The organism is Kitasatospora cathayae, assembly GCF_027627435.1.
Taxonomy (GTDB): domain Bacteria; phylum Actinomycetota; class Actinomycetes; order Streptomycetales; family Streptomycetaceae; genus Kitasatospora; species Kitasatospora cathayae.
This window is the reverse complement of record NZ_CP115450.1, coordinates 5,849,967-5,870,344: the sequence shown is the minus strand read 5'-3', so window position 1 is coordinate 5,870,344 and position 20,378 is coordinate 5,849,967. Positions and strand designations below refer to the sequence as shown.

At 73.9% G+C, this 20,378-nt stretch carries 17 protein-coding genes and 3 tRNA genes; 8 read left to right on the top strand and 12 right to left on the bottom strand.

Annotation, left to right across the window (positions count from 1 at the left end):
• Positions 1-28 precede the first annotated feature (28 nt).
• From O1G21_RS26240 to O1G21_RS26230, 3 genes are all read right to left on the bottom strand, one after another.
• A complete protein-coding gene (locus O1G21_RS26240) occupies positions 29-262 on the bottom strand; it encodes a hypothetical protein (RefSeq protein ID WP_270147084.1) in 234 nt (77 codons plus the stop codon).
• A 4-nt stretch (positions 263-266) separates the two neighbouring features.
• Complete coding sequence (locus tag O1G21_RS26235) at positions 267-1,214, bottom strand: SPFH domain-containing protein (protein ID WP_270147083.1); 948 nt, start codon at positions 1,212-1,214, stop codon at positions 267-269.
• A 290-nt stretch (positions 1,215-1,504) separates the two neighbouring features.
• Positions 1,505-1,578 (bottom strand) — tRNA-Ile (locus O1G21_RS26230).
• Positions 1,579-1,769: 191 nt separating this feature from the next.
• Here O1G21_RS26230 and O1G21_RS26225 point away from each other — a divergent pair.
• Complete coding sequence (locus O1G21_RS26225; RefSeq protein WP_270147082.1) at positions 1,770-2,618, top strand: trypsin-like serine peptidase; 849 nt, start codon at positions 1,770-1,772, stop codon at positions 2,616-2,618.
• A 117-nt stretch (positions 2,619-2,735) separates the two neighbouring features.
• Positions 2,736-3,485 carry a trypsin-like serine peptidase gene (locus tag O1G21_RS26220; protein WP_270147081.1) on the top strand — a complete coding sequence of 250 codons (750 nt, stop codon included), beginning with the start codon at positions 2,736-2,738 and terminating at the stop codon, positions 3,483-3,485.
• A 157-nt stretch (positions 3,486-3,642) separates the two neighbouring features.
• On the opposite strand, the gene O1G21_RS26215 is transcribed toward O1G21_RS26220, so the two are convergent.
• Together O1G21_RS26215 and O1G21_RS26210 are read right to left on the bottom strand one after the other, a co-directional pair.
• A tRNA-Asn gene (locus O1G21_RS26215) sits at positions 3,643-3,715 on the bottom strand.
• A 63-nt stretch (positions 3,716-3,778) separates the two neighbouring features.
• A tRNA-Asn gene (locus tag O1G21_RS26210) sits at positions 3,779-3,851 on the bottom strand.
• A 239-nt stretch (positions 3,852-4,090) separates the two neighbouring features.
• Here O1G21_RS26210 and O1G21_RS26205 point away from each other — a divergent pair.
• The 4 genes from O1G21_RS26205 (at position 4,091) to O1G21_RS26190 (ending at position 8,970) form a co-directional block, all read left to right on the top strand.
• Positions 4,091-4,387, top strand: coding sequence for a hypothetical protein (locus O1G21_RS26205; protein ID WP_405000832.1), 297 nt, complete (start codon positions 4,091-4,093; stop codon positions 4,385-4,387).
• 107 nt (positions 4,388-4,494) lie between these two features.
• On the top strand, positions 4,495-5,931 hold the full coding sequence (locus tag O1G21_RS26200; protein ID WP_270147079.1) for an FGGY family carbohydrate kinase: 1,437 nt from the start codon (positions 4,495-4,497) through the stop codon (positions 5,929-5,931).
• Positions 5,932-6,056: 125 nt separating this feature from the next.
• Complete coding sequence (locus O1G21_RS26195; protein WP_270147078.1) at positions 6,057-7,460, top strand: glutamate decarboxylase; 1,404 nt, start codon at positions 6,057-6,059, stop codon at positions 7,458-7,460.
• A gap of 415 nt (positions 7,461-7,875) precedes the next feature.
• Positions 7,876-8,970: a helix-turn-helix domain-containing protein gene (locus tag O1G21_RS26190; RefSeq protein ID WP_270147076.1), complete on the top strand. Its 1,095-nt coding sequence runs from the start codon at positions 7,876-7,878 to the stop codon at positions 8,968-8,970.
• Positions 8,971-8,977: 7 nt separating this feature from the next.
• On the opposite strand, the gene O1G21_RS26185 is transcribed toward O1G21_RS26190, so the two are convergent.
• From O1G21_RS26185 to O1G21_RS26165, 5 genes are all read right to left on the bottom strand, one after another.
• Positions 8,978-10,168, bottom strand: coding sequence for an RNA polymerase sigma factor (locus tag O1G21_RS26185; protein ID WP_405000708.1), 1,191 nt, complete (start codon positions 10,166-10,168; stop codon positions 8,978-8,980).
• Positions 10,169-10,314: 146 nt separating this feature from the next.
• The gene (dnaG, locus tag O1G21_RS26180; protein WP_270147075.1) at positions 10,315-12,231 is read right to left on the bottom strand and encodes a DNA primase; all 1,917 of its coding nucleotides are present in this window, start codon (positions 12,229-12,231) and stop codon (positions 10,315-10,317) included.
• A gap of 96 nt (positions 12,232-12,327) precedes the next feature.
• Positions 12,328-13,638 (bottom strand): deoxyguanosinetriphosphate triphosphohydrolase, encoded by a 1,311-nt coding sequence (locus O1G21_RS26175; RefSeq protein ID WP_270147074.1) that lies wholly within the window; start codon positions 13,636-13,638, stop codon positions 12,328-12,330.
• Positions 13,639-13,796: 158 nt separating this feature from the next.
• Positions 13,797-14,819 carry an SGNH/GDSL hydrolase family protein gene (locus O1G21_RS26170; protein ID WP_270147073.1) on the bottom strand — a complete coding sequence of 341 codons (1,023 nt, stop codon included), beginning with the start codon at positions 14,817-14,819 and terminating at the stop codon, positions 13,797-13,799.
• 137 nt (positions 14,820-14,956) lie between these two features.
• The gene (locus O1G21_RS26165; RefSeq protein ID WP_270147072.1) at positions 14,957-15,901 is read right to left on the bottom strand and encodes a PAC2 family protein; all 945 of its coding nucleotides are present in this window, start codon (positions 15,899-15,901) and stop codon (positions 14,957-14,959) included.
• Positions 15,902-16,575: 674 nt separating this feature from the next.
• On the opposite strand from O1G21_RS26165, the gene O1G21_RS26160 reads away from it, so the two are divergent.
• The gene (locus O1G21_RS26160) at positions 16,576-17,307 is read left to right on the top strand and encodes a GNAT family N-acetyltransferase (protein ID WP_270147071.1); all 732 of its coding nucleotides are present in this window, start codon (positions 16,576-16,578) and stop codon (positions 17,305-17,307) included.
• 16 nt (positions 17,308-17,323) lie between these two features.
• Here O1G21_RS26160 and O1G21_RS26155 read toward each other — a convergent pair whose 3' ends face one another.
• A complete protein-coding gene (locus tag O1G21_RS26155) occupies positions 17,324-18,565 on the bottom strand; it encodes an ADP-ribosylglycohydrolase family protein (protein ID WP_270147070.1) in 1,242 nt (413 codons plus the stop codon).
• A 124-nt stretch (positions 18,566-18,689) separates the two neighbouring features.
• Here O1G21_RS26155 and O1G21_RS26150 point away from each other — a divergent pair, with 124 nt between their 5' ends.
• On the top strand, positions 18,690-19,685 hold the full coding sequence (locus tag O1G21_RS26150) for a hypothetical protein (RefSeq protein WP_270147069.1): 996 nt from the start codon (positions 18,690-18,692) through the stop codon (positions 19,683-19,685).
• 105 nt (positions 19,686-19,790) lie between these two features.
• On the opposite strand, the gene O1G21_RS26145 is transcribed toward O1G21_RS26150, so the two are convergent.
• The gene (locus O1G21_RS26145) at positions 19,791-20,312 is read right to left on the bottom strand and encodes a ribonuclease (protein WP_270147067.1); all 522 of its coding nucleotides are present in this window, start codon (positions 20,310-20,312) and stop codon (positions 19,791-19,793) included.
• Positions 20,313-20,378: the final 66 nt, after the last annotated feature.

The following is a 20,378-nucleotide window of genomic DNA, read 5'->3' as shown; positions in this document are numbered from 1 at the left end:
AAGATCCGTGGCGCCCGGTTCGCCGCGGTCAGTCCTCGTCGGAACCGCCGCTCTCCGGGCTCTCCTTGGGCGGTCGGCCGCGCCGGGGAAGCCCGGCCGCACCACTGGGCATCCGGCCGGCGTCGGTGAGGGCGCGGCGGAGCACGAACTCGATCTGGGCGTTGGTGCTGCGCAGCTCGTCCGCCGCCCACCTGGCCAGCGCGTCGTGAACTGAAGGGTCCAGTCGCAGCAGGAGCTTCTTCCGTTCCGTCGCCAACGCCACGCCCTTACTGGTAGAGGGAGCCCGTGTTCACGACGGGCTGGGTGCCCCGGTCGCCGCACAGCACCACCAGGAGGTTGCTCACCATGGCGGCCTTGCGCTCCTCGTCCAACTCCACCACGTCCCGCTCGGCGAGCCGGTCCAGCGCCTCCTCGACCATACCGACGGCCCCCTCGACGATCAGCCGCCGGGCGGCCACCACGGCCCCGGCCTGCTGCCGCTGGAGCATCACCTGGGCGACCTCGGGCGCGTAGGCGAGCCGGGTGATCCGGGACTCGATGACCCGCACACCGGCCGAGGCCACCCGGGCGGCGATCTCGGCGGAGAGCTTGCGGGCGACCTCGTCCGCGCCGTCGCGCAGCGACAACTGCCCCTCGTGGTGGGCGTCGTACGGGTAGCTGGTGGCGATGTGCCGCACGGCCGTCTCGGTCTGGATGGCGACGAAGTCGACGTAGTCGTCCACCTCGAACACCGCCATCGCGGTGTCCTCGACCTGCCAGACCACCACGGCGGCCATCTCGATCGGGTTGCCGTCCGCGTCGTTGACCTTGGTGGTGTCAGTCTCGTGGTTGCGGATCCGGGTGGAGATCCGGCGTCGGCTGGTGAACGGGTTCACCCAGGTCAGGCCCGCGGCCCGGATGGTGCCGCGGTAGCGCCCGAGCAGCTGGACCACCCGGGCCTCACCGGGCGAGACGACCGTCAGCCCGCACAACAGCAGCAGCGAGCCGAGCACCACCAGCGGCCCGAGGACCACCAGCGGGACCCCCAACCCCTTGCTGCCGCCGCTGATCTGGACCCCTCCGGCGATCAGCACCCCGAACCCGACGAGCACGCCGAGCAGCGCCCCACCGAGCACCGGCAGCCCGGCGGCGCCGACGATGACCCGTTCGGTGATCTTCGGAGCCGGCAGTTCGATGACAGGGCCGTCCTCGACGGCGAAACGCGGTGTGGTCATGGGACCGTCCCCCCAGTGCGAGTGTCTGCTTGAGCTGTCAAAGTGATATCACTTTTTCCGCGCAAGACGCCAGGGGCCGGCACGCGATCGGTTCACAGGGGGTCCCCGGGGGGCGAAAGGCGGCCACCGAAGGCCATCGGAGCCGGATGCCACCGGGCGGGTGAATTCCGGCGCGCCACGGGCCGGGAGAAGTGGGCCGGGCTCTAGACTTCCGTCGTCACGGGCGGTGAAACTCCAGCTCAGGAGCCGTCCGTGGACTGTCGTACGACACTCGTCACGCGTCGCAGAGGTGGGGCGGGTGGGACTCGAACCCACGACCAAGGGATTATGAGTCCCCTGCTCTAACCGGCTGAGCTACCGCCCCGGTTCCGCCGCGCGCGCCGGTTCACGGCCACGGCAGCAGCAGACGGCCCCGCGAGGCCGTCCCGGGCAGCATAGCCGGTCGATCACCCGTGGTGCGCGCCGGGGGCGCAGCTGAGTGCGCGAGGCTGTGCGCCCCTCCGGGCGGTGGAGCCCGGGTGGCGGTCGAGGGGCCCGACAGGGCAGCCTGGGCTGATGACGATGCGTGGGACGGGAGCGGCGGCCGGGGTACTCGCGCTGGCGCTCGCGGCGGCGGGCTGCACGACCGCGGCGCGGCCCGGCAGCGTCGCCCCGACGGTCACCTCGGCACCGCCGACCACCACCGCGAACAGCCACGGCTGGAGCAAGCAGCGCTTCAAGAGGGCGCTGAGCCGGCAAACCGGGGTCACCCGCACCGCCAAGCCCACCGTGCTCAACGGCCTGGTCGGCGCGGTGTTCACGCGCAACGCGGACGGCGACCACTTCTGCACCGCCAGTGTGGTGGACAGCGCCGGGCTCAACCTCATCGTCACCGCCGCGCACTGCGTCTGGGACCCGAAGATCGGCCGGCGCAGCGACCTGGTCTTCGTCCCCGGCTACCGCAACGGCGACACCCCGAGCGGCGTCTGGCCGCTGCTGGCGGTCACCGTGGACGACGGCTGGAAGGACCACGCCGACCCGGACGCGGACGTCGCCTTCGCCGTCGTCCAGGCCCAGAACGGCCAGCAGGTGCAACAGGTGCTCGGCGCCAACAAGCTGGGCGTCAACCGCGGTTACCAGCTCCCGGTGCGGGTCACCGGCTACCCGGGCAGCAGCGACGTCCCGATCACCTGCGCCAACACCACCTCCGAGCAGAGCGCCACCCAGCTGCGGATCGACTGCCCCGACTACACCGGCGGCACCAGCGGCAGCCCGTGGGTCACCGACTTCGACCCGGCCACCAGGACCGGCACCGTGGTGGGCGTGATCGGCGGCTACCAGGAGGGCGGCTACAGCCCGAACACCTCGTACAGCAGCTACTTCGGCGACCGGGTCCAGGCCCTCTACGACCGGGCCACCGGCTGACGGAGCCCGATCGAACACCCGGCAGTGGCGCTGCCGGGCACGGCCTGGTAGATCTTCCTCACGAACGGCGGAACGCACGGCCCGGATGCCCGCCCCGAGGAACGAGACGGAGCGCCGATGGCCCCCCGCCCGGTGCCGCCCCCGCGTGCGGCCGGAGCGACCGCGCTGGCCGCCCTGCTGCTGACCGCCGGCACCGCGTGCGGCGGCGGTTCGGACCACCCGCCGAACGCCGAGGTCGCCCAGCAGAGCCCGGCCCGCGACCGGATCGGCACCCTGTCCATCCACAGCGCGCAGGGCTCCCGGGCCTGTACGGCGAGCGTGGTGCACAGCCCCGGGCGCAACCTGCTGGTCACCGCCGCGCACTGCGTGCAGAACCAGCGGGTCGGCCTGCTGGACGGCCTGGTGTTCACCCCCGGCTACCGCAACGGGTACTCTCCGTACGGGAGTTGGCAGGTGCAGTCGATCACCGTCGACCCGCACTGGGCCTCGGACGACGACCCCGACTACGACGTGGCCTTCGTCACGGTCAGCCCGACCGACGGCCGGCAGGTCGAGGACGCGGTCGGCGGCAACCCACTGGGCACCGGCCGGGGCGTCGGGCTGGCGGTCTCGGTGACCGGCTACCCCAACGAGAGCGACGAGCCGATCACCTGCTCGGTCCGCACCAGCTCGCAGAGCGCCACCCAGGAGCGCTTCGACTGCGGCGGCTACACCGACGGCACCAGCGGCAGCCCGTGGGTCACCGGTGACGGCACGGTGGTCGGCGTGATCGGCGGCTACCAGGAGGGCGGGGACACCCCGGGCACCTCGTACAGCGTCGCCTTCGACCAGCGGGTCGCCGACCTCTACCGGAAGGCGACCACCTGAGCTCCGCCTCGCCGGCGGCTCCCGGCAGCGGACGCCGGCGGCGGGGGCCTGCGGAGCGACGGGGTGACGCACACGACACCGGCCCGGACAACACGAAGGCCCCCCGGTCGTCCGAGGGGCCTTCGCTCTGAGCAGTCACCGGGCAGACCCGGCGCAGCTCCCGCAATTGGACTCGAACCAATAACCTGCCGGTTAACAGCCGGCTGCTCTGCCAATTGAGCTATGCGGGATCGCGGTACTCAACTTCCGTACCACGCACAGGAGTCACACCCCCGAAGGGCACTTCTCCTGAGCTCCCCCAATTGGACTCGAACCAATAACCTGCCGATTAACAGTCGGCTGCTCTGCCAATTGAGCTATGGGGGATCGGCTTCCGCCTCGGCTCCCGTTCCCCGGGCTCCTCGGCGCTCGCTGCGGGACATACATTAGCGCACTCGGGGGGGTGGTCCGCCAATCGCTTTCCCCGGCCGCCCCGGACCACCGGTCCGGCGTGCCCCGCGCGCGCCCCGGACGCCAGCCGGGGATGCTGGGGGCGCGGACGGTTCGCCGTCCCGAGCAACGGGTAGGGCAATGCGGCAGAAGGCCGCCAGGAGAGGGTGGGTCCGATCATGTGGAAGCTGTCGTTGGCCGTGGGTTTCGCGGCCGGCTACGTCCTCGGCTCGCGGGCCGGGCGCCAGCGCTACGAACAGATCACCAAGGTCACCCGGCAGATCGCCCAGAACCCCGCGGTCCAGGGGGCGGCCGAGCGGGCGCGGCAGCAGGCCGGCGCGGTGGCCGGGAAGGCGGTCGGCGCCGTCGCCGACCGGGTCGGGGACCGACTGCCGAACGCCGTCACCGACCGGGTCCCGTACTTCAGCCGGTCCCGGGCCGAGGACGACGGCTGGGGTACCTTCCGCCCGTGACGGGGCGGTGACGCCGGGGTCAAGCGGACCCCGACGAGGGGTCCCGAACCGGCAACGGCTCACCCGGCCCGGACGCGTACCGGGCCGGGCTGAGGCATGATCTCGACATGGCCATCGTCGCGGGGATAGACAGCTCGACCAGCCGCACCAGGATCGTCGCGTGCGACACCGACACCGGCGCCGTCCTTCGCTCCGGCAAGGCTCCGCACCCCGTCCCCGACGACCAGGACCTGCGCCCCGGCGAGGCCGACCCGCAGGTGTGGCTGCACTCGCTCGGTGACGCCGCGGCCGGCGGCCTGCTGGAGGGCGTCCGGGCGATCGGCGTCAGCGCGCAGCAGCACGGCATGATCGGCCTGGACGCGGGCGGGGTGCTGGTCCGGCCCGCGATGCTCTGGAACGACCCGCGCTCCAGCGGCGCCGCCGCCAAACTGCTGGAGGCCCTCGGCGGACCGGCCGCCTGGACCGCCGCGATCGGCGCGGTGCCCGGCCCGACGTACACCATCGCCAAGCTGCGCTGGCTGGCCGAGTTCGAGCCGGCCAACGCCCGCCGGGTCGCCGAGGTGCTGCTGCCGCACGACTGGCTGGTCTGGCAGCTGCTCGGCCACCCCAAGCGCCGCACCACCGACCGCGGCGACGCCTCCGGCACCGGCTACTGGTCCCCGATCACCGGCGAGTACCGGCAGGACCTGGTCGAGCTGGCGCTCGGCCACGAGCTCAGGCTGCCGGACGTGCTCGGCCCCGCCGAACCCGCCGGGCACACCCCCGAGGGCCTGCTGATCTCGGCCGGCACCGGCGACAACATGGCCGCCGCCCTGGGCCTCGGCCTCGGCCCGGGCGACGCGGTGGTCTCGCTCGGCAGCGCCGGGACGATCTTCGCGGTGCACGAGCAGGCCGTGGTGGACGCCACCGGGCTGGTCTCCTCCTTCGCCGACGCGAGCGGCCGCCACCTGCCGATGGTCGCCACCCTCAACGCCGCCCAGGTGCTGCGCTCCACCGCCGCCATGCTCGGCGTGGACCTGGAGGGACTGAGCGACCTCGCCCTGCACTCCTCCCCCGGCGCGTACGGCCTGGTGCTGCTCCCCTACCTGGACGGCGAGCGCACCCCCGCGCTGCCGCACGCCGCCGGCACCCTGACCGGCCTGCGGGTCGAGGCGATGACCCCGCAACACCTGGCCCGGGCCGCCGTCGAGGGCATGCTGTGCAACATCGCCGACGCGCTGGACGTACTGCGCGCCCAGGGCGTCGAGATCAAGCGGGTGTTCCTGCTCGGCGCGGCCGGCCGGCTGCCCGCCGTGCGGCACGCCGCCCCGATGCTGTTCGGCGTCCCGGTCGTGGTGCCGCCGCCCGGCGCCCACGCCGCCCGCGGCGCCGCCCGGCAGGCCGCCTGGGCGCTGGCCGGCACCGCCGAGCCGCCGCAGTGGGAGCTGCCGGACGCCGAGACGGTCGAGCCGGAGGGCGAGCAGGACCTGGCGATCGGTTCGGCGGTGCGCCAGCAGTACCGCGCCGCCCGGGACCAGATCCACCCGGAGGCGGCCGCCGCGTAGCGGAGGGTCGGCCGGTGTGCCGGAGACGGCAGCGGCCGGTGTCCGTCGGTGAAGATGCGTCACCCCACGCCCGGTGGCAGCGTGGGTCGGGACACGGCCACCGAGGCGAAGGGCGGCAGCATCCCATGGCCCTGCACAAGGGGACCGGCAGCGACCGCCGGCTGAGCGTCAGTCCGTTCGTCGGCATCACCGACCCGCTGGGCGCGATGGAGCTCGCCCCGCCGGTGCACCGGCTCGGCGAGGGCGCGGTCGCCGCCGACACCGCGTACCAGCTGATCCACGACGAGCTGATGCTGGACGGCAGCGCCAAGCTCAACCTGGCGACCTTCGTCACCACCTCGATGGAGGTGCAGGCCATCCGGCTGATGACCGAGTGCCTGGACAAGAACATGATCGACAAGGACGAGTACCCGCAGACCGCCGAGCTGGAGCGGCGCTGCGTGGCCATCCTCGCCGACCTCTGGCACGCCCCCGACCCGGACACCGCGGTCGGCTGCTCCACCACCGGCTCCAGCGAGGCCTGCATGCTGGCCGGCATGGCGCTCAAGCGCCGCTGGATGCGCCGCAACCCCGAGCGCTACGCGGCCGGGGCCCGGCCCAACCTGGTGATGGGCGTCAACGTGCAGGTGTGCTGGGACAAGTTCTGCAACTTCTGGGAGATCGAGGCCCGCACCGCGCCGATGGAGGGCGAGCGCTTCCACCTCGGCGCCGAGCAGGCGGCCGCGCTGTGCGACGAGAACACCATCGGCGTGGTCGGCGTCCTCGGCTCGACCTTCGACGGGTCGTACGAGCCGATCGCGGAGATCTGCGCGGCCCTGGACGAGCTCCAGGAGCGCACCGGCCTGGACGTCCCGGTGCACGTGGACGGCGCCTCCGGCGGCATGGTGGCGCCCTTCCTCGACCCGGACCTGGTCTGGGACTTCCGGCTCCCCCGGGTGCAGTCGATCAACACCTCCGGCCACAAGTACGGCCTGGTCTACCCCGGCGTCGGCTGGGCGCTGTGGCGGGACCGGGAGGCGCTGCCCGAGGAACTGGTCTTCCGGGTCAACTACCTGGGCGGCGAGATGCCGACCTTCGCGCTCAACTTCTCCCGGCCCGGCGCACAGGTCGCGGCGCAGTACTACGTCTTCCTGCGGCTCGGCCGGGCCGGCTTCCGGGCCGTCCAGGGCGCCTGCCGGGAGGTCGCCACCTACCTCGCCGGGGAGATCGGGAAGCTGGACTGCTTCCGGCTGCTGACCCGCGGCGACCAGCTCCCGGTGTTCGCCTTCACCACCACCGAGGACGTGACCTTCGACGTGTTCGACGTCTCGCGGCGGCTGCGCGAGCGCGGCTGGCAGGTGCCCGCGTACACCTTCCCGGCGAACCGGGAGGACCTGTCGGTGATCCGGGTGGTCTGTCGCAACGCCTTCTCCCGGGACCTCGCCGACCTGCTGCTGGCCGACCTCCACCGGCTGCTGCCGGAGCTGCGGCGCCAGCCCGTCCCGCTCAAGGAGCTGGGGGTGCCGGCCAGCGCGGGCTTCCACCACTGAAGCGCGGCTCGGACGAGGAACCGCTCGGAAACGCCACGGCGGGAGGGCGCAGGGGAAGCGCCCTCCCGCCGGGTGGTCCCGGTCGGTCGGGGCAGCCTCCCCCCGCGAGGCTGCCCCGCCCGGTGGGGGTGTCCGGGACCCGTGTCGGGCCGACACCGGCCGACCGGCCGGGGCCCGAACGAAGCGGCCGGGCGGCGGAACGCACCGGCGAGGAGAACTCTGCACGACGAACACGTGACAGTTCGACGTTCCGGGGGGTTGTGAGACACTTCCGTCCGTCTCAACGCCATGACCTGGGGTTTGGGACGCCAGGCCGCTGAGGTTGGAGAAGGGGAGACACCGAACGGCCGGACCGGGCGCGCACCCTCCCGCCCACTCCACCGTCGTCCCGTCCCGCGAGTCATGGAGGGTCGCAATGGCTTCCGCCTGGAAGGACCTGCCCGAGGAGCTGTCCGCGCCCGCCCGACTGCTGGCGGAGGAGCTCAGGACGATCAAGGACGCCGCCGGACTCTCGCTGTCCGAGCTGGCCGGCCGCACCCACTACAGCCGGGCCTCCTGGGAGCGCTGGCTGAACGGCAAGCGGGTGATCACCGAGCAGGCGCTGGAGGCGCTGGTCGGGGCGGTGGACTGCGACCCGGCGGCGCTGCGGTGGCTGTGGCGGCAGGCGACGGAACCCGTCGCCGAGGAGCCCGCCCCGGTCGAGGCGCCGTCCGGGGAGACCGGGGCGGCGACCGACGAACCGGCGGAAGAGCCGGTGGACGGATCGGCTGCCGAGGAGCCGGTGTCGGCGACCGACGGCGCCTGTGAGCCCGTCCCGGTCGAGCCCGCCGTGGCGTGGTGGCGGCGCCCGGCGGCGCTGGTCTCCGGCGCGGTGGTGCTGGCGCTGCTGCTGGTGCTGGTCGGTCTGCGGGTCAGCCGGCACGACTCCCGGGCCTCGGCGGCCGACGGCCCGGCCGCGACCGCGCCGACCGCCGCCAAGCCCGCTCCGTCCGAGCCCGCCTGCCAGGCGGTCGGCTGCGCCCACAAGGACCCCAAGACCACCGGCTGCGGCAAGGACGCCCGGACCCTGCAGACCCAGGTCATCGGCAAGGTGGTCGTCTACCTCCGGTACAGCCGGACCTGCCAGGCCGCCTGGGCGGCGATCACCGAGGGCGAGCCCAAGGACTACGCGGTGATCACCGACAGCACCGGGGACAGCGAGACCGCGCTGATCCACTGGGGCTACGACAACTACTCGGCGATGCTGAACGCGGCCGGCCCGTCGATCGGCTTCCAGGTCTGCGGCTACCAGCCCGCCGGACACGACTGCACCTCGACCGTCGCCGACCTGGCCTCGGTGGTGGCCTCCACCCCGATCCCGATCGGCCCCGCCTCCCCGCCCCCGGGCGCCGGGTCCGGCCCGGCCGCGACGGCCGCCACGCCCAGCGACTCGGCCGCGCCGCAGGCTCCGCCCACCGACCAGCCGTCGCCCAGCCCGTCCGCTCCCCAGGGTCCGCCGGACAGGACTTGAGTCGCGCCTAGTCGAGGTAGCCGCGCAGCTGCTCGGAGTAGGCGTGGTCGCGGAGCTTGACCAGCGTCTTGGACTCGATCTGGCGGATCCGCTCCCGCGTCACGCCGAACACCGCGCCGATCTCCTCCAGTGTGCGCGGGCGGCCGTCGTCCAGCCCGTAGCGGAGCTGGACGACCTGGCGCTCCCGCTCGCCGAGGGTGGCCAGCACGGCGTCCAGGTGCTGGCGCAGCAGCAGGAAGGTCGCGGACTCGGCGGGCGAGGCGGCGTCGGCGTCCTCGATCAGGTCGCCGAGCGCGACGTCGTCCTCCTCGCCGACCGGGGTGTGCAGCGAGATCGGCTCCTGGGCCAGCCTGAGCAGTTCGCGCACCCGCGCCTCGGTGAGCTCCAGGGCGGTGGCGATGTCGGCCGGGCTCGGCTCGAGGCCGCGCTCCTGCAGCAGGGCGCGCTGCACCCGGACCACCCGGTTGATCAGCTCGACCACGTGCACCGGCACCCGGATCGTCCGGGCCTGGTCGGCCAGCGCCCGGCTCATCGCCTGCCGGATCCACCAGGTCGCGTAGGTGGAGAACTTGTAGCCGCGGGCGTAGTCGAACTTCTCCACCGCCCGGATCAGTCCCAGGTTGCCCTCCTGGATCAGGTCCAGCAGGGTCAGGCCGCGGCCGACGTAGCGCTTGGCGACGGACACCACCAGGCGCAGGTTGGCCTCGATCAGCCGACGCTTGGCGATCCGGCCGAGGACCACCAGGGTGTCCAGCTCACGGGCCAGCGGATCGGGCGGCGGCGGGTCACCGTCCAGCCGCTCCTCGGCGAACAGGCCGGCCTCGATCCGCCGGGCCAGTTCGACCTCCTCGGCGGCGGTGAGGAGTCGGATGCGGCCGATTTCGCGCAGGTACTGGCGCAGCAGGTCGGCGGCCGGGCCGCCGCCCTCGGACGACTCCGGTGACTCGGGCGGCCCGTCGTCCTCGGCCTCGGGTTCGGGTTCGGGTCCCGGTTCCCCGGGCGGCGCATCCGACTCGGCTTCCGGGTCCGGGCTGTCGGGGTGGCCCTCCGGCAGCTCCTGGGCGGGGATCCGCGCGCCGTCCGGGGGCGCGGCCCCGGCCCGGCCGTGGTCCGTCTGCTGTTCCCCGGGCGGCGGTCCGGCCGGGTCGGCTCGTCTGGTGGCGGTGGTCGCTGCGGCAGGGCCTCGGTCCACGGGCATCCCCTCGGGGCGGGCGCGACTCTGGCGGACCCGCGCTGTACGGAGGTGGGACGCCCTCCAGTGTGGGGTACGCCACGCTCCGTGGCCGAGACTCGTGCGCCGACTTTCTGCGCAGGACTTCCAGGACTTTCAGCGCTTACCGGGGCTCACAGCGCCGCCGCGCCCCGGCTGCGGAGCTGCTGCCCGTACTGCTGGAGCTGCCACAGCTCGGTCTGCACCGCGTGCAGCTGCTCGGCGTCGGCCCGGTGCCCGAGCCGCTGGAGGTAGCCGCGGACCTCGGCGATCCGGCGGTCGACGGCCAGCAGGCGCAGCTTGACCAGGAACTCGCCCGCGTAGACCGCGTCCGCCTTGCGCAGCGAGCGCACCGGCTCGACGGTCAGCTCGGTCACCAGCGAGCGGACCTGGTCGTCCGGGGCCGCCTCGCGCACCGCGCTGGTGAAGTCGGGCAGGGTCGCCCCGTACGCGGCGCCGCCGGCCTTGGCGATGGCCTGCCGGACGGCGGTGTACGGCGGGGTCGGGAACTCGTCGTCGCCGTAGTGGTCGAAGGCCGGGCTGACCAGGTCCGGGTGCTGCAGCGCCAGCTTGAGCAGCTCGCGCTCGACGAACTGGGCCGGGTCGCGCGGGTTGAGCCGGAACGCGGGCCGGGCCGGGCGGGGCGCCGCGACGGGCTGCTCGGTGCGCCGCTGCTGGCCGTTGCCGCGGGGGTTCTGCTGCTTCTCCCGCTCCCAGCGGGCCAGCTGCGAGATCCGGCGCACCACGAACTGCTCGTCGCCGGGGTTCACACCGAGCATGCCGGCCAGGCGGATCGCGTAGCCGTGCCGGATCGACGGGTCCTTGATCTTCGCGACGATCAGGGCCGCCTCCTCCATGGCGGCGGCCTGCCCCTCGGGCGTCTCGACCCGGTGCTTCGACACCGCCGTGTTCAGCGCGAACTCGAACAGCGGGACCGGGTTGTCGATCAGCTGGCGGACGGCTTCGTCGCCCTGGGCCAGGCGCAGCTCGCAGGGGTCCATGCCGCCCGGGCTGACCGCGATGGAGGTCTTGGCGGCGAACTTCTGGTCGTCCTCGAAGGCACGCAGGGCGGCCTTCTGGCCGGCCGCGTCGCCGTCGAAGGTGAAGACCGTCTCGCCCCGGTACTGCGAGGTGTCCATCAGCAGCCGGCGGATGATCTTGATGTGGTCCTCGGCGAAGGCGGTGCCACAGGTGGCCACCGCCGAGGTGACCCCGGCCAGGTGGCAGGCCATCACGTCGGTGTAGCCCTCGACCACCACCGCGCGGCCCGACCTGGCGATCTCCTTCTTCGCCAGGTCGATGCCGTACAGCACGTGGGACTTCTTGTAGATCGGCGTCTCGGGGGTGTTCAGGTACTTCGGGCCGTTGTCGTCCTCGCGCAGCCGACGGGCACCGAAGCCGACCACCTCGCCCGCGATGTCCCGGATCGGCCAGACCAGCCGGCCCCGGAAACGGTCGATCAGGCCGCCGCGCTGGCCCTGCGAGGCCAGGCCGCCCTGCAGGATCTCCTTGTCGGTGAAGCCCTTGCCGCGCAGGAACCGGACCAGGTGCTCCCACCCGGCGGGGGCGTAGCCGACACCGAAGGCCTTGGCGGCCTCCTCGTCGAAGCCGCGCTCCGCCAGGAAGCGGCGACCGATCTCCGCCTCCGGCGAGGCCAACTGCTCCTGGTACCAGGCGGCGGCCACCTTGTGCGCCTCGACCAGGCGGGTGCGCTCGCCCTGCTGGTGGCGGGGGCTGTAGCCGCCCTCCTCGTAGCGCAGGGTGATGCCGGCCTGGGCGGCCATCCGCTCGACGGCCTCGGCGAAGGTGAAGTGCTCGATCTTCATCAGGAAGGCGATGGTGTCGCCGTTCTCCTGGCAGCCGAAGCAGTGGAAGACGCCCTTGGCGGGGTTGACGTAGAAGGAGGCGGACTTCTCGTCGTGGAAGGGGCAGACGCCCTTGTACTCGCCGCCGCCACCGTTGGTCAGCTGTACGTAGTCGCCGACCACCGCGTCGATCGGCAGTGCGCTGCGCACCGCCTGTACGTCTTCGTCCCTGATCCGCCCGGCCACCCCGGAAGTCTACTGGGGCGACCGGGGGTTCCGGCTGCGCCGGGGCGGAGCCGGAAGGGGTCGGGGGGTGACTTCCGTCTCCCCCCTTCCGGGCGGCTACGCCCAGGCGGCGCCGACCAGTTTGGCGTGCAGGGCCAGGGCCGAGGCGTCCGTGAGGGTGGCGATCTGGTCGATGACCGTGCGCAGGGCGGCGCGGTCGTCCTCGGCCTCGTGGTACATCGCGGCGAACACCGGGTCCAGCCCCTCGGGGGCGCGCTGGGTCAGGACGTACGCCAGCTCGGCGATCACGATCCGCTGGCGGGCCCGCAGCTGGGCCTGCTCGTCGCGCATCATCACGAAGCGGACGGCGACCGCCTTGAGCACCGCGCACTCCAGCCGGACGTCCCTCGGCACCACCAGCTCCGCGGCGTAGCGGGTCAGCCGGCCGGGGCCGTAGCGGGCCCGGGTGGCCTGTTCGGCGGCGAGGCAGAAGCGGCCGATCAGCTGGCTGGTGAAGTCCTTGAGCCCGGCCCGGGCGCGCGCCGTGCCGTCGTAGCCGCGCGGCCACCAGTCCTGGGCGAGCAGCCGGTCCAGTGCTGCGGCCAGTTCCTCCGGTTCGGCGTCCGGCGCGTAGCGCTCGGCGACCTTGAACAGGTCGGCGCGCTCGCCGGGGGCGCGCAGCGCGGCGGGGTCGATGTGGCCGGCCTGGAAGCCGTCCTCGACGTCGTGGGTGGAGTAGGCCACGTCGTCGGACCAGTCCATGACGGTGGCCTCGAAGCACTTGCGACCGGCCGGGGAGCCGGCCCGCAGCCAGCGGAACACCGGCAGGTCGTCGGCGTAGACGCCGTACTTGGGCGAGGCCGGGTCGGTGGGGTGGGCGCCCTTGGTCCACGGGTACTTGGTGGCGGCGTCCAGGGCGGCCCGGGTCAGGTTGAGGCCGACGCTGCGGCCGGGCCAGGGGGCGAGCCGGGCGGGGGGCTGCTCCTCCAGGGGCGCGAAGCGCTTGGGTTCGAGCCGGGTGAGGATGCGCAGCGACTGGGCGTTGCCCTCGAAGCCGCCGCAGGCCTCGGCGGCCTGGTCGAGGGCCTCCTCGCCGGTGTGGCCGAAGGGCGGGTGGCCGATGTCGTGGGCCAGGCAGCCGGTCTCCACCAGGTCCGGGTCGCAGCCCAGGGCGGCGCCCAATTCCCGCCCGACCTGGGCGCATTCGAGCGAGTGGGTGAGCCTGGTGCGCGGGAAGTCGCTGCGCATCGGAGCGACCACCTGGGTGGTGCCGGCCAATCGGCGCAGCGCGGCGGAGTGCAGCACCCGGGCGCGGTCGCGCTGGAACGCGGTGCGGCCGGGGCGCTTGTCCGGTTCGGGGACCCAGCGGGCCTCGGCGGCGTGGTCGTACGGGATCGGGGCGGCGAGGCGGTGCGTGGTGTCATCCATATGACACTCACGGTACGCCGCGCCCCCGACACGCGGGGTGTGCCGCGCGCGAAGGGGTGCGGACCGGAGCGTGAACCGTGGGAGGCGCGCCGGTTTCCGCCCCCGCGAACCGCTCGTACCCGGACGGCCCCGTTTCGGAGCCGCCGGACAGGCCCGGGTCAGCCCCGGACGGCCTTCAGCACGACGGCGGCCACCGCCTCCTCCCCCTTGGCGTTGGGGTGGACCGGGGTGAGCCCGTGGGCCGGGAAGGGCGGCTCGATCCAGCGGGCGTCCTCCCCCGCGCACATGTCGTGCCCGGTCGAGGGCCCTGCGGTGTCCACGAACACCGCCCCGGCGGCCTCCGCGCGCTGCTTGAGCATCCCGTTGAGCTGCCGCTCCTTCTCGGCGAGGAAGCCGAGGTCGGCCGTCGCGATCGTGGTGCCCAGCACCGGCCCGCAGTTCGCCGGTTCGGCCGGGAACAGCGCCGGGTAGCCGACCACGTACACCCGGGCCTGCGGGGAGCGGCGCCTGATCTCCTGGAGGACGTCGGCGACCTTCCCGCCGGCCGCGTCCACCCGGGCCTGGAGCTGGTCGGCGCCGCCGGAGGCGTAGCGCTCGCGGCAGGGCGCGGCCGCGCGGTCCCCGCCGACCAGGTCCTTCACCGCGCCGACCAGGGTGTCCTTGGCGCACTCGGTGAGGACCTGCATGAAGCCCGCGTCGTTGCCGCCGATGCCCAGGGTGACCAGCCTGGTGGCCGGGGTCAGCGCGTCCAGCTGGGCCGGGTTGGACCCGTCGTCGGTGGTCTGCACGGCCTTCAGGTCCCCGGTGCGGGCTCCGCTGCAGCTGACGTCCCGGAACTGCCCGGGTGCCAGGGCGAGCGCCTTGGCCACCAGGGACGGGTAGTTGACCCCGGAGCGGCCGCAGCCGCCCGGCTCGCCGACCTGCGGGGCGATCTTCGGCCCGGCGGTGTACGAGTCGCCGAGCGCCACGTACGGGCCGCTGGGCGGCGGGGTGGGGGTCGGCGTCGGGGTGGGGGTCGGGGTGGCACCGGTCGGGGCGCGGCCGGGCAGCGCGCCCGCGAAGCCCCGGTCCGGACCGTCCGAACCGCCGCCGCTGCATCCGGTCAGTCCGGCCGTCCCGGCCAGCAGCAGCGCGGCGAGCCCGGCCGTCGCGACGACGGTCGGGCGTGTGGTCCTCGGCATGGCATCCCCCCGGGGGTGCGGATCACGGGCAGCTCCCTACGGCGGCCCGTCCCCCGGGCGCCGCGGTGTCCAACGTACGGGCGGCGCCGATGACTCCCGGACCGCGCGGCCGGCCTCGCGCCGCTACCCGGCGCTGGTCACTCCGCGCCGCGCTCGTGCTCGGCCAGGAACTCCTCGAAGCGGCGCCCCAGCTCGTCCGCCGAGGGCAGGTCGACCGGCTCGGCCAGCAGGCTCTGCCGGCCCTCGACGCCCGCCACCGCGTCGTACTGGCCCTCCATGCCGCGGATCGCCGAGCGCAACTCGCCGTCCCCCTGCGCCAGCTGCTCCTCGATGTCGGCGTACACCTCGCCGACCCGCTCGCGCAGCCGGGTGCCGGGCAGCACCAGCCCGGTGGCGGACTGCACCGCCTCCAGGATCAGCACGGCGGCGGCCGGGTAGGCCGAACGGGCCACGTAGTGGGGGACGTGCACGGCGAAGCCCAGCACGTCGTGCCCGGCCTCGGCCAGCCGGTACTCCAGCAGCGCCTGGGCACTGCCGGGGACCTGCGCCTGCTCGAACCACTGCGGGTAGCCCGGCGCGAGGTCGAGCCGGTTGCCGTGCGGCGTCAGGCCGACCGGGCGGGTGTGCGGCACGCCCATCGGGATGCCGTGGAAGTCCAGGCTGAGCCGGACCTCGAAGCGCTCGACCAGCTCGCGGACGGCGCGGGCGAAACGCTCCCACTCGACGTCCGGCTCCGGGCCGGTGAGCAGCAGGAACGGGGCTCCGGCGGCGTCGCGGACCAGCTGGAGCAGGATCTCCGGCGGGTCGTAGGACGTCCAGCGGTCGTGGTCGAAGACCATCGCGGGGCGGCGGGCCCGGTAGTCGACCAGCCGGTCGTGGTCGAAGCGGGCCACCACCTGGGGCGAACCCGTCTCCAGCAGGTGGGCCACCACCTGGCCGCCGGCCTCGCCGGCGTCCATGAAGCCCTCGAACTGGTGGAGCAGCACCAGGCCGGCGCCGGTGTCACGCAGCTCCGCGTTGGCCTCGGCCACTGCGGCCACGCCCCGCTCATCCAGCTCGTACAGCGCCTGGAAGTCTCGCACCGCGCACCCAACCCCGTTCTCTGCTCGTCCCGATCCGACCGGCTTCTCGTCCTCTCCAGCGTGCCGGGCCGCGCCGGAATTCCCGTTCCGGCCCACCACTCGGCGGGCGACCCGCCCGACGACGCGGCCGAGGCCGCCGCCGACCGCTCCGGACCATGATCGCACCCGAAGGAGAAACCCCTGGTCACGGGTGTTCAACGGCCCGATCCGGGACGCGCGGTGGCAGCCCGCGCCGACATTCGCGTGCCGCGAAGTGACGCACCGCGTTCTGGCGGGTATCGTCCTCTCGCTGCCTCGCATCGTCGCGTCGTCGTCACGTCGTCCGTAACGCCGTCGACCACGACCCGGATCGGTACCCTGGTAGACACCCACGACGCATCTTGCCTTCACCTGGCCGCCTGCTTCCCTTCGCGCACTCGTTTCCTTCTCGGCCATTTCGCGGACGCACACTGTCCCCTCGCTCTTCCCGCCGGACCGGTCCGAGGACCCGTGTCCGTTCCGGCACCACGCGCCGCCCGTTCCGGGCCGCCGCCCCCGCCCCGCCCGACCGGAATCCTCCGGCGCGCACGGGTACCCGGAGGCGGAAACCGGGACGGGGCGAAACCAGTCCACCGCAGCCCGCGCCGCACCCCGGCGCGGACCGCGCCCTACGACCGATGAAGGACCAAGGTTCCGTGCCAGCACCTGTCTTCCTCACCGGCCGCACCGTTCGGTTGGAGCCCCTCGCCGCCCATCACGTCGAGGCCATCGCCGCGGCCGGCTCCGAGGACCGTACGACCTACGCCTTCACCCCCGTCCCGCACGGCCTGGAAGCGGCTCGCGACTACGTCGCGCGGGCCCTCGCCGACCAGGCCGCGGGCCGGTCGCTGCCGTTCGCGACGGTGAACGTCGCCGACGGCCGGGTGGTCGGCTCCACCCGGTTCCTGGAACTCGACTACTGGCAGGGCCCGCTGGTGTGGCCGCCCGCGCCCGGCGTGCCGTTCGGCGATCCGGCGACGGCCGTCCCGGACGCCGCCGAGATCGGCAACACCTGGCTCTCGCCGCGCGCCCAGGGCACCGGCATCAACACCGAGGCGAAGCTGCTGATGCTCCGGTACGCCTTCGAGACCTGGGGCGTGCAACGGATCTCGCTGCGCGCGGACGCCCGCAACCTGCGCTCGAGGGCCGCCATCGAGCGGCTCGGCGCGACCTCCGAGGGCGTCCGCCGGGCGCACTCGCGCGGGCTGGACGGGGTGGTGCGCTCGACCGCGTTCTACTCGATCCTGGACTCCGAGTGGCCCGCCGTCCGGGACATCATCGAGCTGCGGATCGCCGCCGCCACCTCGCCGAGCGCCCCGGATCCGGCGATCAACCAGGAGTGTCTTAGACAAGGCGGCGGCGCCGGGCAGCTGATGATCACGGCCTGAGGGGCTACGGCTACGCCTAGTCCCCGGCCACCGTGCGAAGGAGGCCTTCAGGGACCTCGTGGTCGCCCTTGTAGTGCTCGGGGTACGCCTCGACCAGCGCGGACACGGGCCGCCAGCCGCCTCCCTTGACCGGGGCGACCCGCACGCGCCAGATCTCGAAGCCGGTCCAGCTGCGGTGCAGGTACAGGACGCCCTCGGCGGTGTAGAACGCCCACCGCCCGTCGATGTCCCCGGGAATCCGCCCGGACCTGACCCGTTGCCACTGTTCCTCGGTCCAGACGAGGTCCGGCACCGGGCAAGGGCGGGGCAGCCGCAGCGGCTTCAGGTACGAGTCGTCCGCGGGAGCCGCCCGAACGCTGCCCGGCTCCGGGAACGCCCAGCCGGGCAGCGGTTCACGGGCGGCCATCCAGGCCGCCGGGATGCCGACCGTGCCGGTGCAGGCGGCGACCACCCCACCGGTGATCGCGGCCACGGTGTCCATGTCGCCACCGGCGCCGATCGCCTCCCAGACGGCCGACCGGTAATCGGTCAGGTTCCGGGCTGCGCACCACAGGGCGTACGGCACGGTGTCGACGGCAGAGGTCCGGCTGCCGTTACCGAGCGCCCGGGCGGTTGTCCGCAGATCCGGCACGTCCACCAGCCGGACCGCTTCGGTGAGCGCGCCGCGCAGGGCACCGTACGGAGTGAGCTCGACCACCGCCTCCAGGAAGGCCTTCGGTGTCACCGGCTCGGTCCGCGCCCGCACCGCGTACGCGGCCGCCACCGCGACCGCGATCGTCCCGTCCACCGCCTGCGGGTGGATGTGGGTGATCACGGCGGTGTCGGCGGCGGGCCGGACCACGGCGGACGGGTCATCCGCGTACACCGCCCCCAGCGGAGCGACCCGCATCGCGGCGCCGTTGCCGTACGAGCCCTGGCCGTCGAAGAGTTCGGCGGCCAGCGCCTTGGCGTCGCCGCCCTCGCGGATCAACCGGAGCATCCGGTTGGCGGCCGGGCCGTAGCCGCGGTCGAAGTCGTGGCGGCGGGCGAAGGCGTGGGTGAGGTCGAAGGTGTCGATGCTGCCGCGTTCGCGCTGGGCGGCGTACACCGAGCAGGCCATCTCGGTGTCGTCGGTCCACGGCCAGGGGCCGGGCGGTTCGGTGCGGGAGGCGAAGTGGGCCCGGGCGGTTTCCGGGACGAAGAACTGGGCGCCGAGGGCGTCGCCGACGGAGAGGCCGTTGAGCGCGTCGAGCGCCGGGCCGTTGGGTTCGGTCATCATGTGGGACCAAGCTCAGCCGGTCGGCGGCCGTTTCGTCAACCTCCGTTTCGTCAACCTCCGTGCCAGGAAGCCCCCGACGGGGGATGTTTCGCATACCCCCGATCCGGGCGGGCAGCACCCGGGTATGACCCGCGCGAACCCGCTCGACCCCGTCGTCCTGCTCGGCGCCGACCAGCAGCACATCGCCACCCGGGCGCAGCTGCGTCGGCTCGGCGTGCCCTCCGGCACGATCGCCCACCGGCTGCGCCCGGGCGGGCCGTGGCAGCAGGTGCTGCCGCGGGTGATCTGCCTGCAGAGCGGGAGGTTGACGTCGCACCAGAGACTGCGGGCCGCCCTCGCGTACGCGAGCCCGAAGGGGCGGCAGCCGCAGCCCGGGGAGGTGCTGCTGACCGGGTTCGCAGTGCTGGCGGAGGCCGGGCTGCCGAGCGCCGGGCACCCGGCGGACCTGACCGAGGTCGATGTGCTGATTTCGGCCCAACGCCGGGTCGGGGACCGGGAGTTCGTCCGGGTGCACCGGGCGTCCGGAGCGATGCCGAACGGGTTCCAGCGGGACGACGGGCTGTGGAGCGCCACGGTCGCGCGGGCGCTGGCGGACGTGGCGCCGCGGGAGACCGGGCAGCGCCGGTTCCGGGCACTGTGCGCCGAGGCCGTGCAGCGGCGGCACTGCGAACTCGGCGAGCTGCTCGACCAGTTGCTCGCCCGGCCGGGGGCGCTGGCGCTGCCCCAGGTGGCCCGGGTGGTGGAGGACCTGACCGCCGGGGTGCGCTCGGTGGTGGAGGGCGAGGCCCGCGAGGTGCTCGCCCACGCGGGCCTGCCGGAGCCGCTGTGGAACCCGGTGCTGTTCCTGGACGGCCGGTTCCTCGCCGTGCCGGACGCCTACTGGCCGCACGCCTGCGTGGCCCTGGAGATCGGCTCCCGCGCCTACCACCTGCGCCCGGCCGACCACGAACGCGGCCTGGCCCGCGCCAACCGCCTCACCGCCGCGGGCCTGCCGGTGGTGCGCACCACCCCGGTCCAGCTGCGCCGCGACCCGACCCCGGTGCTGCACGAGCTGACCGCCCTGGTCACCACCGGCCCGCACGGCCCGCACGGCCGGATCAGCTGGCGGCGAGTACGGTGAGGGCCGCCGGGCCGGGGCGGCCGTCCGACGCGGCGCGACACCGCGCACACGGCGCGGCCCCAGCTCCGCAAGAGGGAAGCGGGGGCCAAGGGGCCGGGAGCCGGTTCAGCAGCGCGGGTCGATCTCCTGGAAGGTCGCGTAGTGGTCCGGGGACCAGTACTGCTCGCCGGCGCCGCCGGTGACGACCCGGCGGGTGCCGCGGTCGTCGGAGCCCGGGGTGACCACGGTGAACTCGTGGTAGTAGCCGTTGCCCTTCTTCGGCAGGCGGCTCTCGCGGTTCTCGAAGACGATGCCGTCCCGGTTGTACGGGTAGGGGCCGTTCTTGGCGATCAGGGCGAGGGTGTCCTGGGCCTGGCTGGGCAGTTTGGTGCGGCAGACGTCGGCCAGGGCCGGGTCGGCGGGCGTCCAGGCGCCGTTCGGGGCGCTCGGGGTGGAGGCGCCGCCGGCCGGCGGGGACGGCTTGGGGGCCGAGGGCTTGGGGGCCGAGCCGCCCGCGACGGCGGTGGAGCTCGCGGCGGCCCTGGGGTGGCCGCTGCCGCCCTTGCCGGCGAGCAGGTACCCGGCCCCGGCGAGCACGGCCAGGATCAGGACGGCCACGACGACGAGCGGGCTCTTGCTTCTGGTCATGCGGTCCAGCTTGGCAGGCGCCCGGGCCCGGACAGCCGTGTCCCCCCATGACGGACGCCACAACCA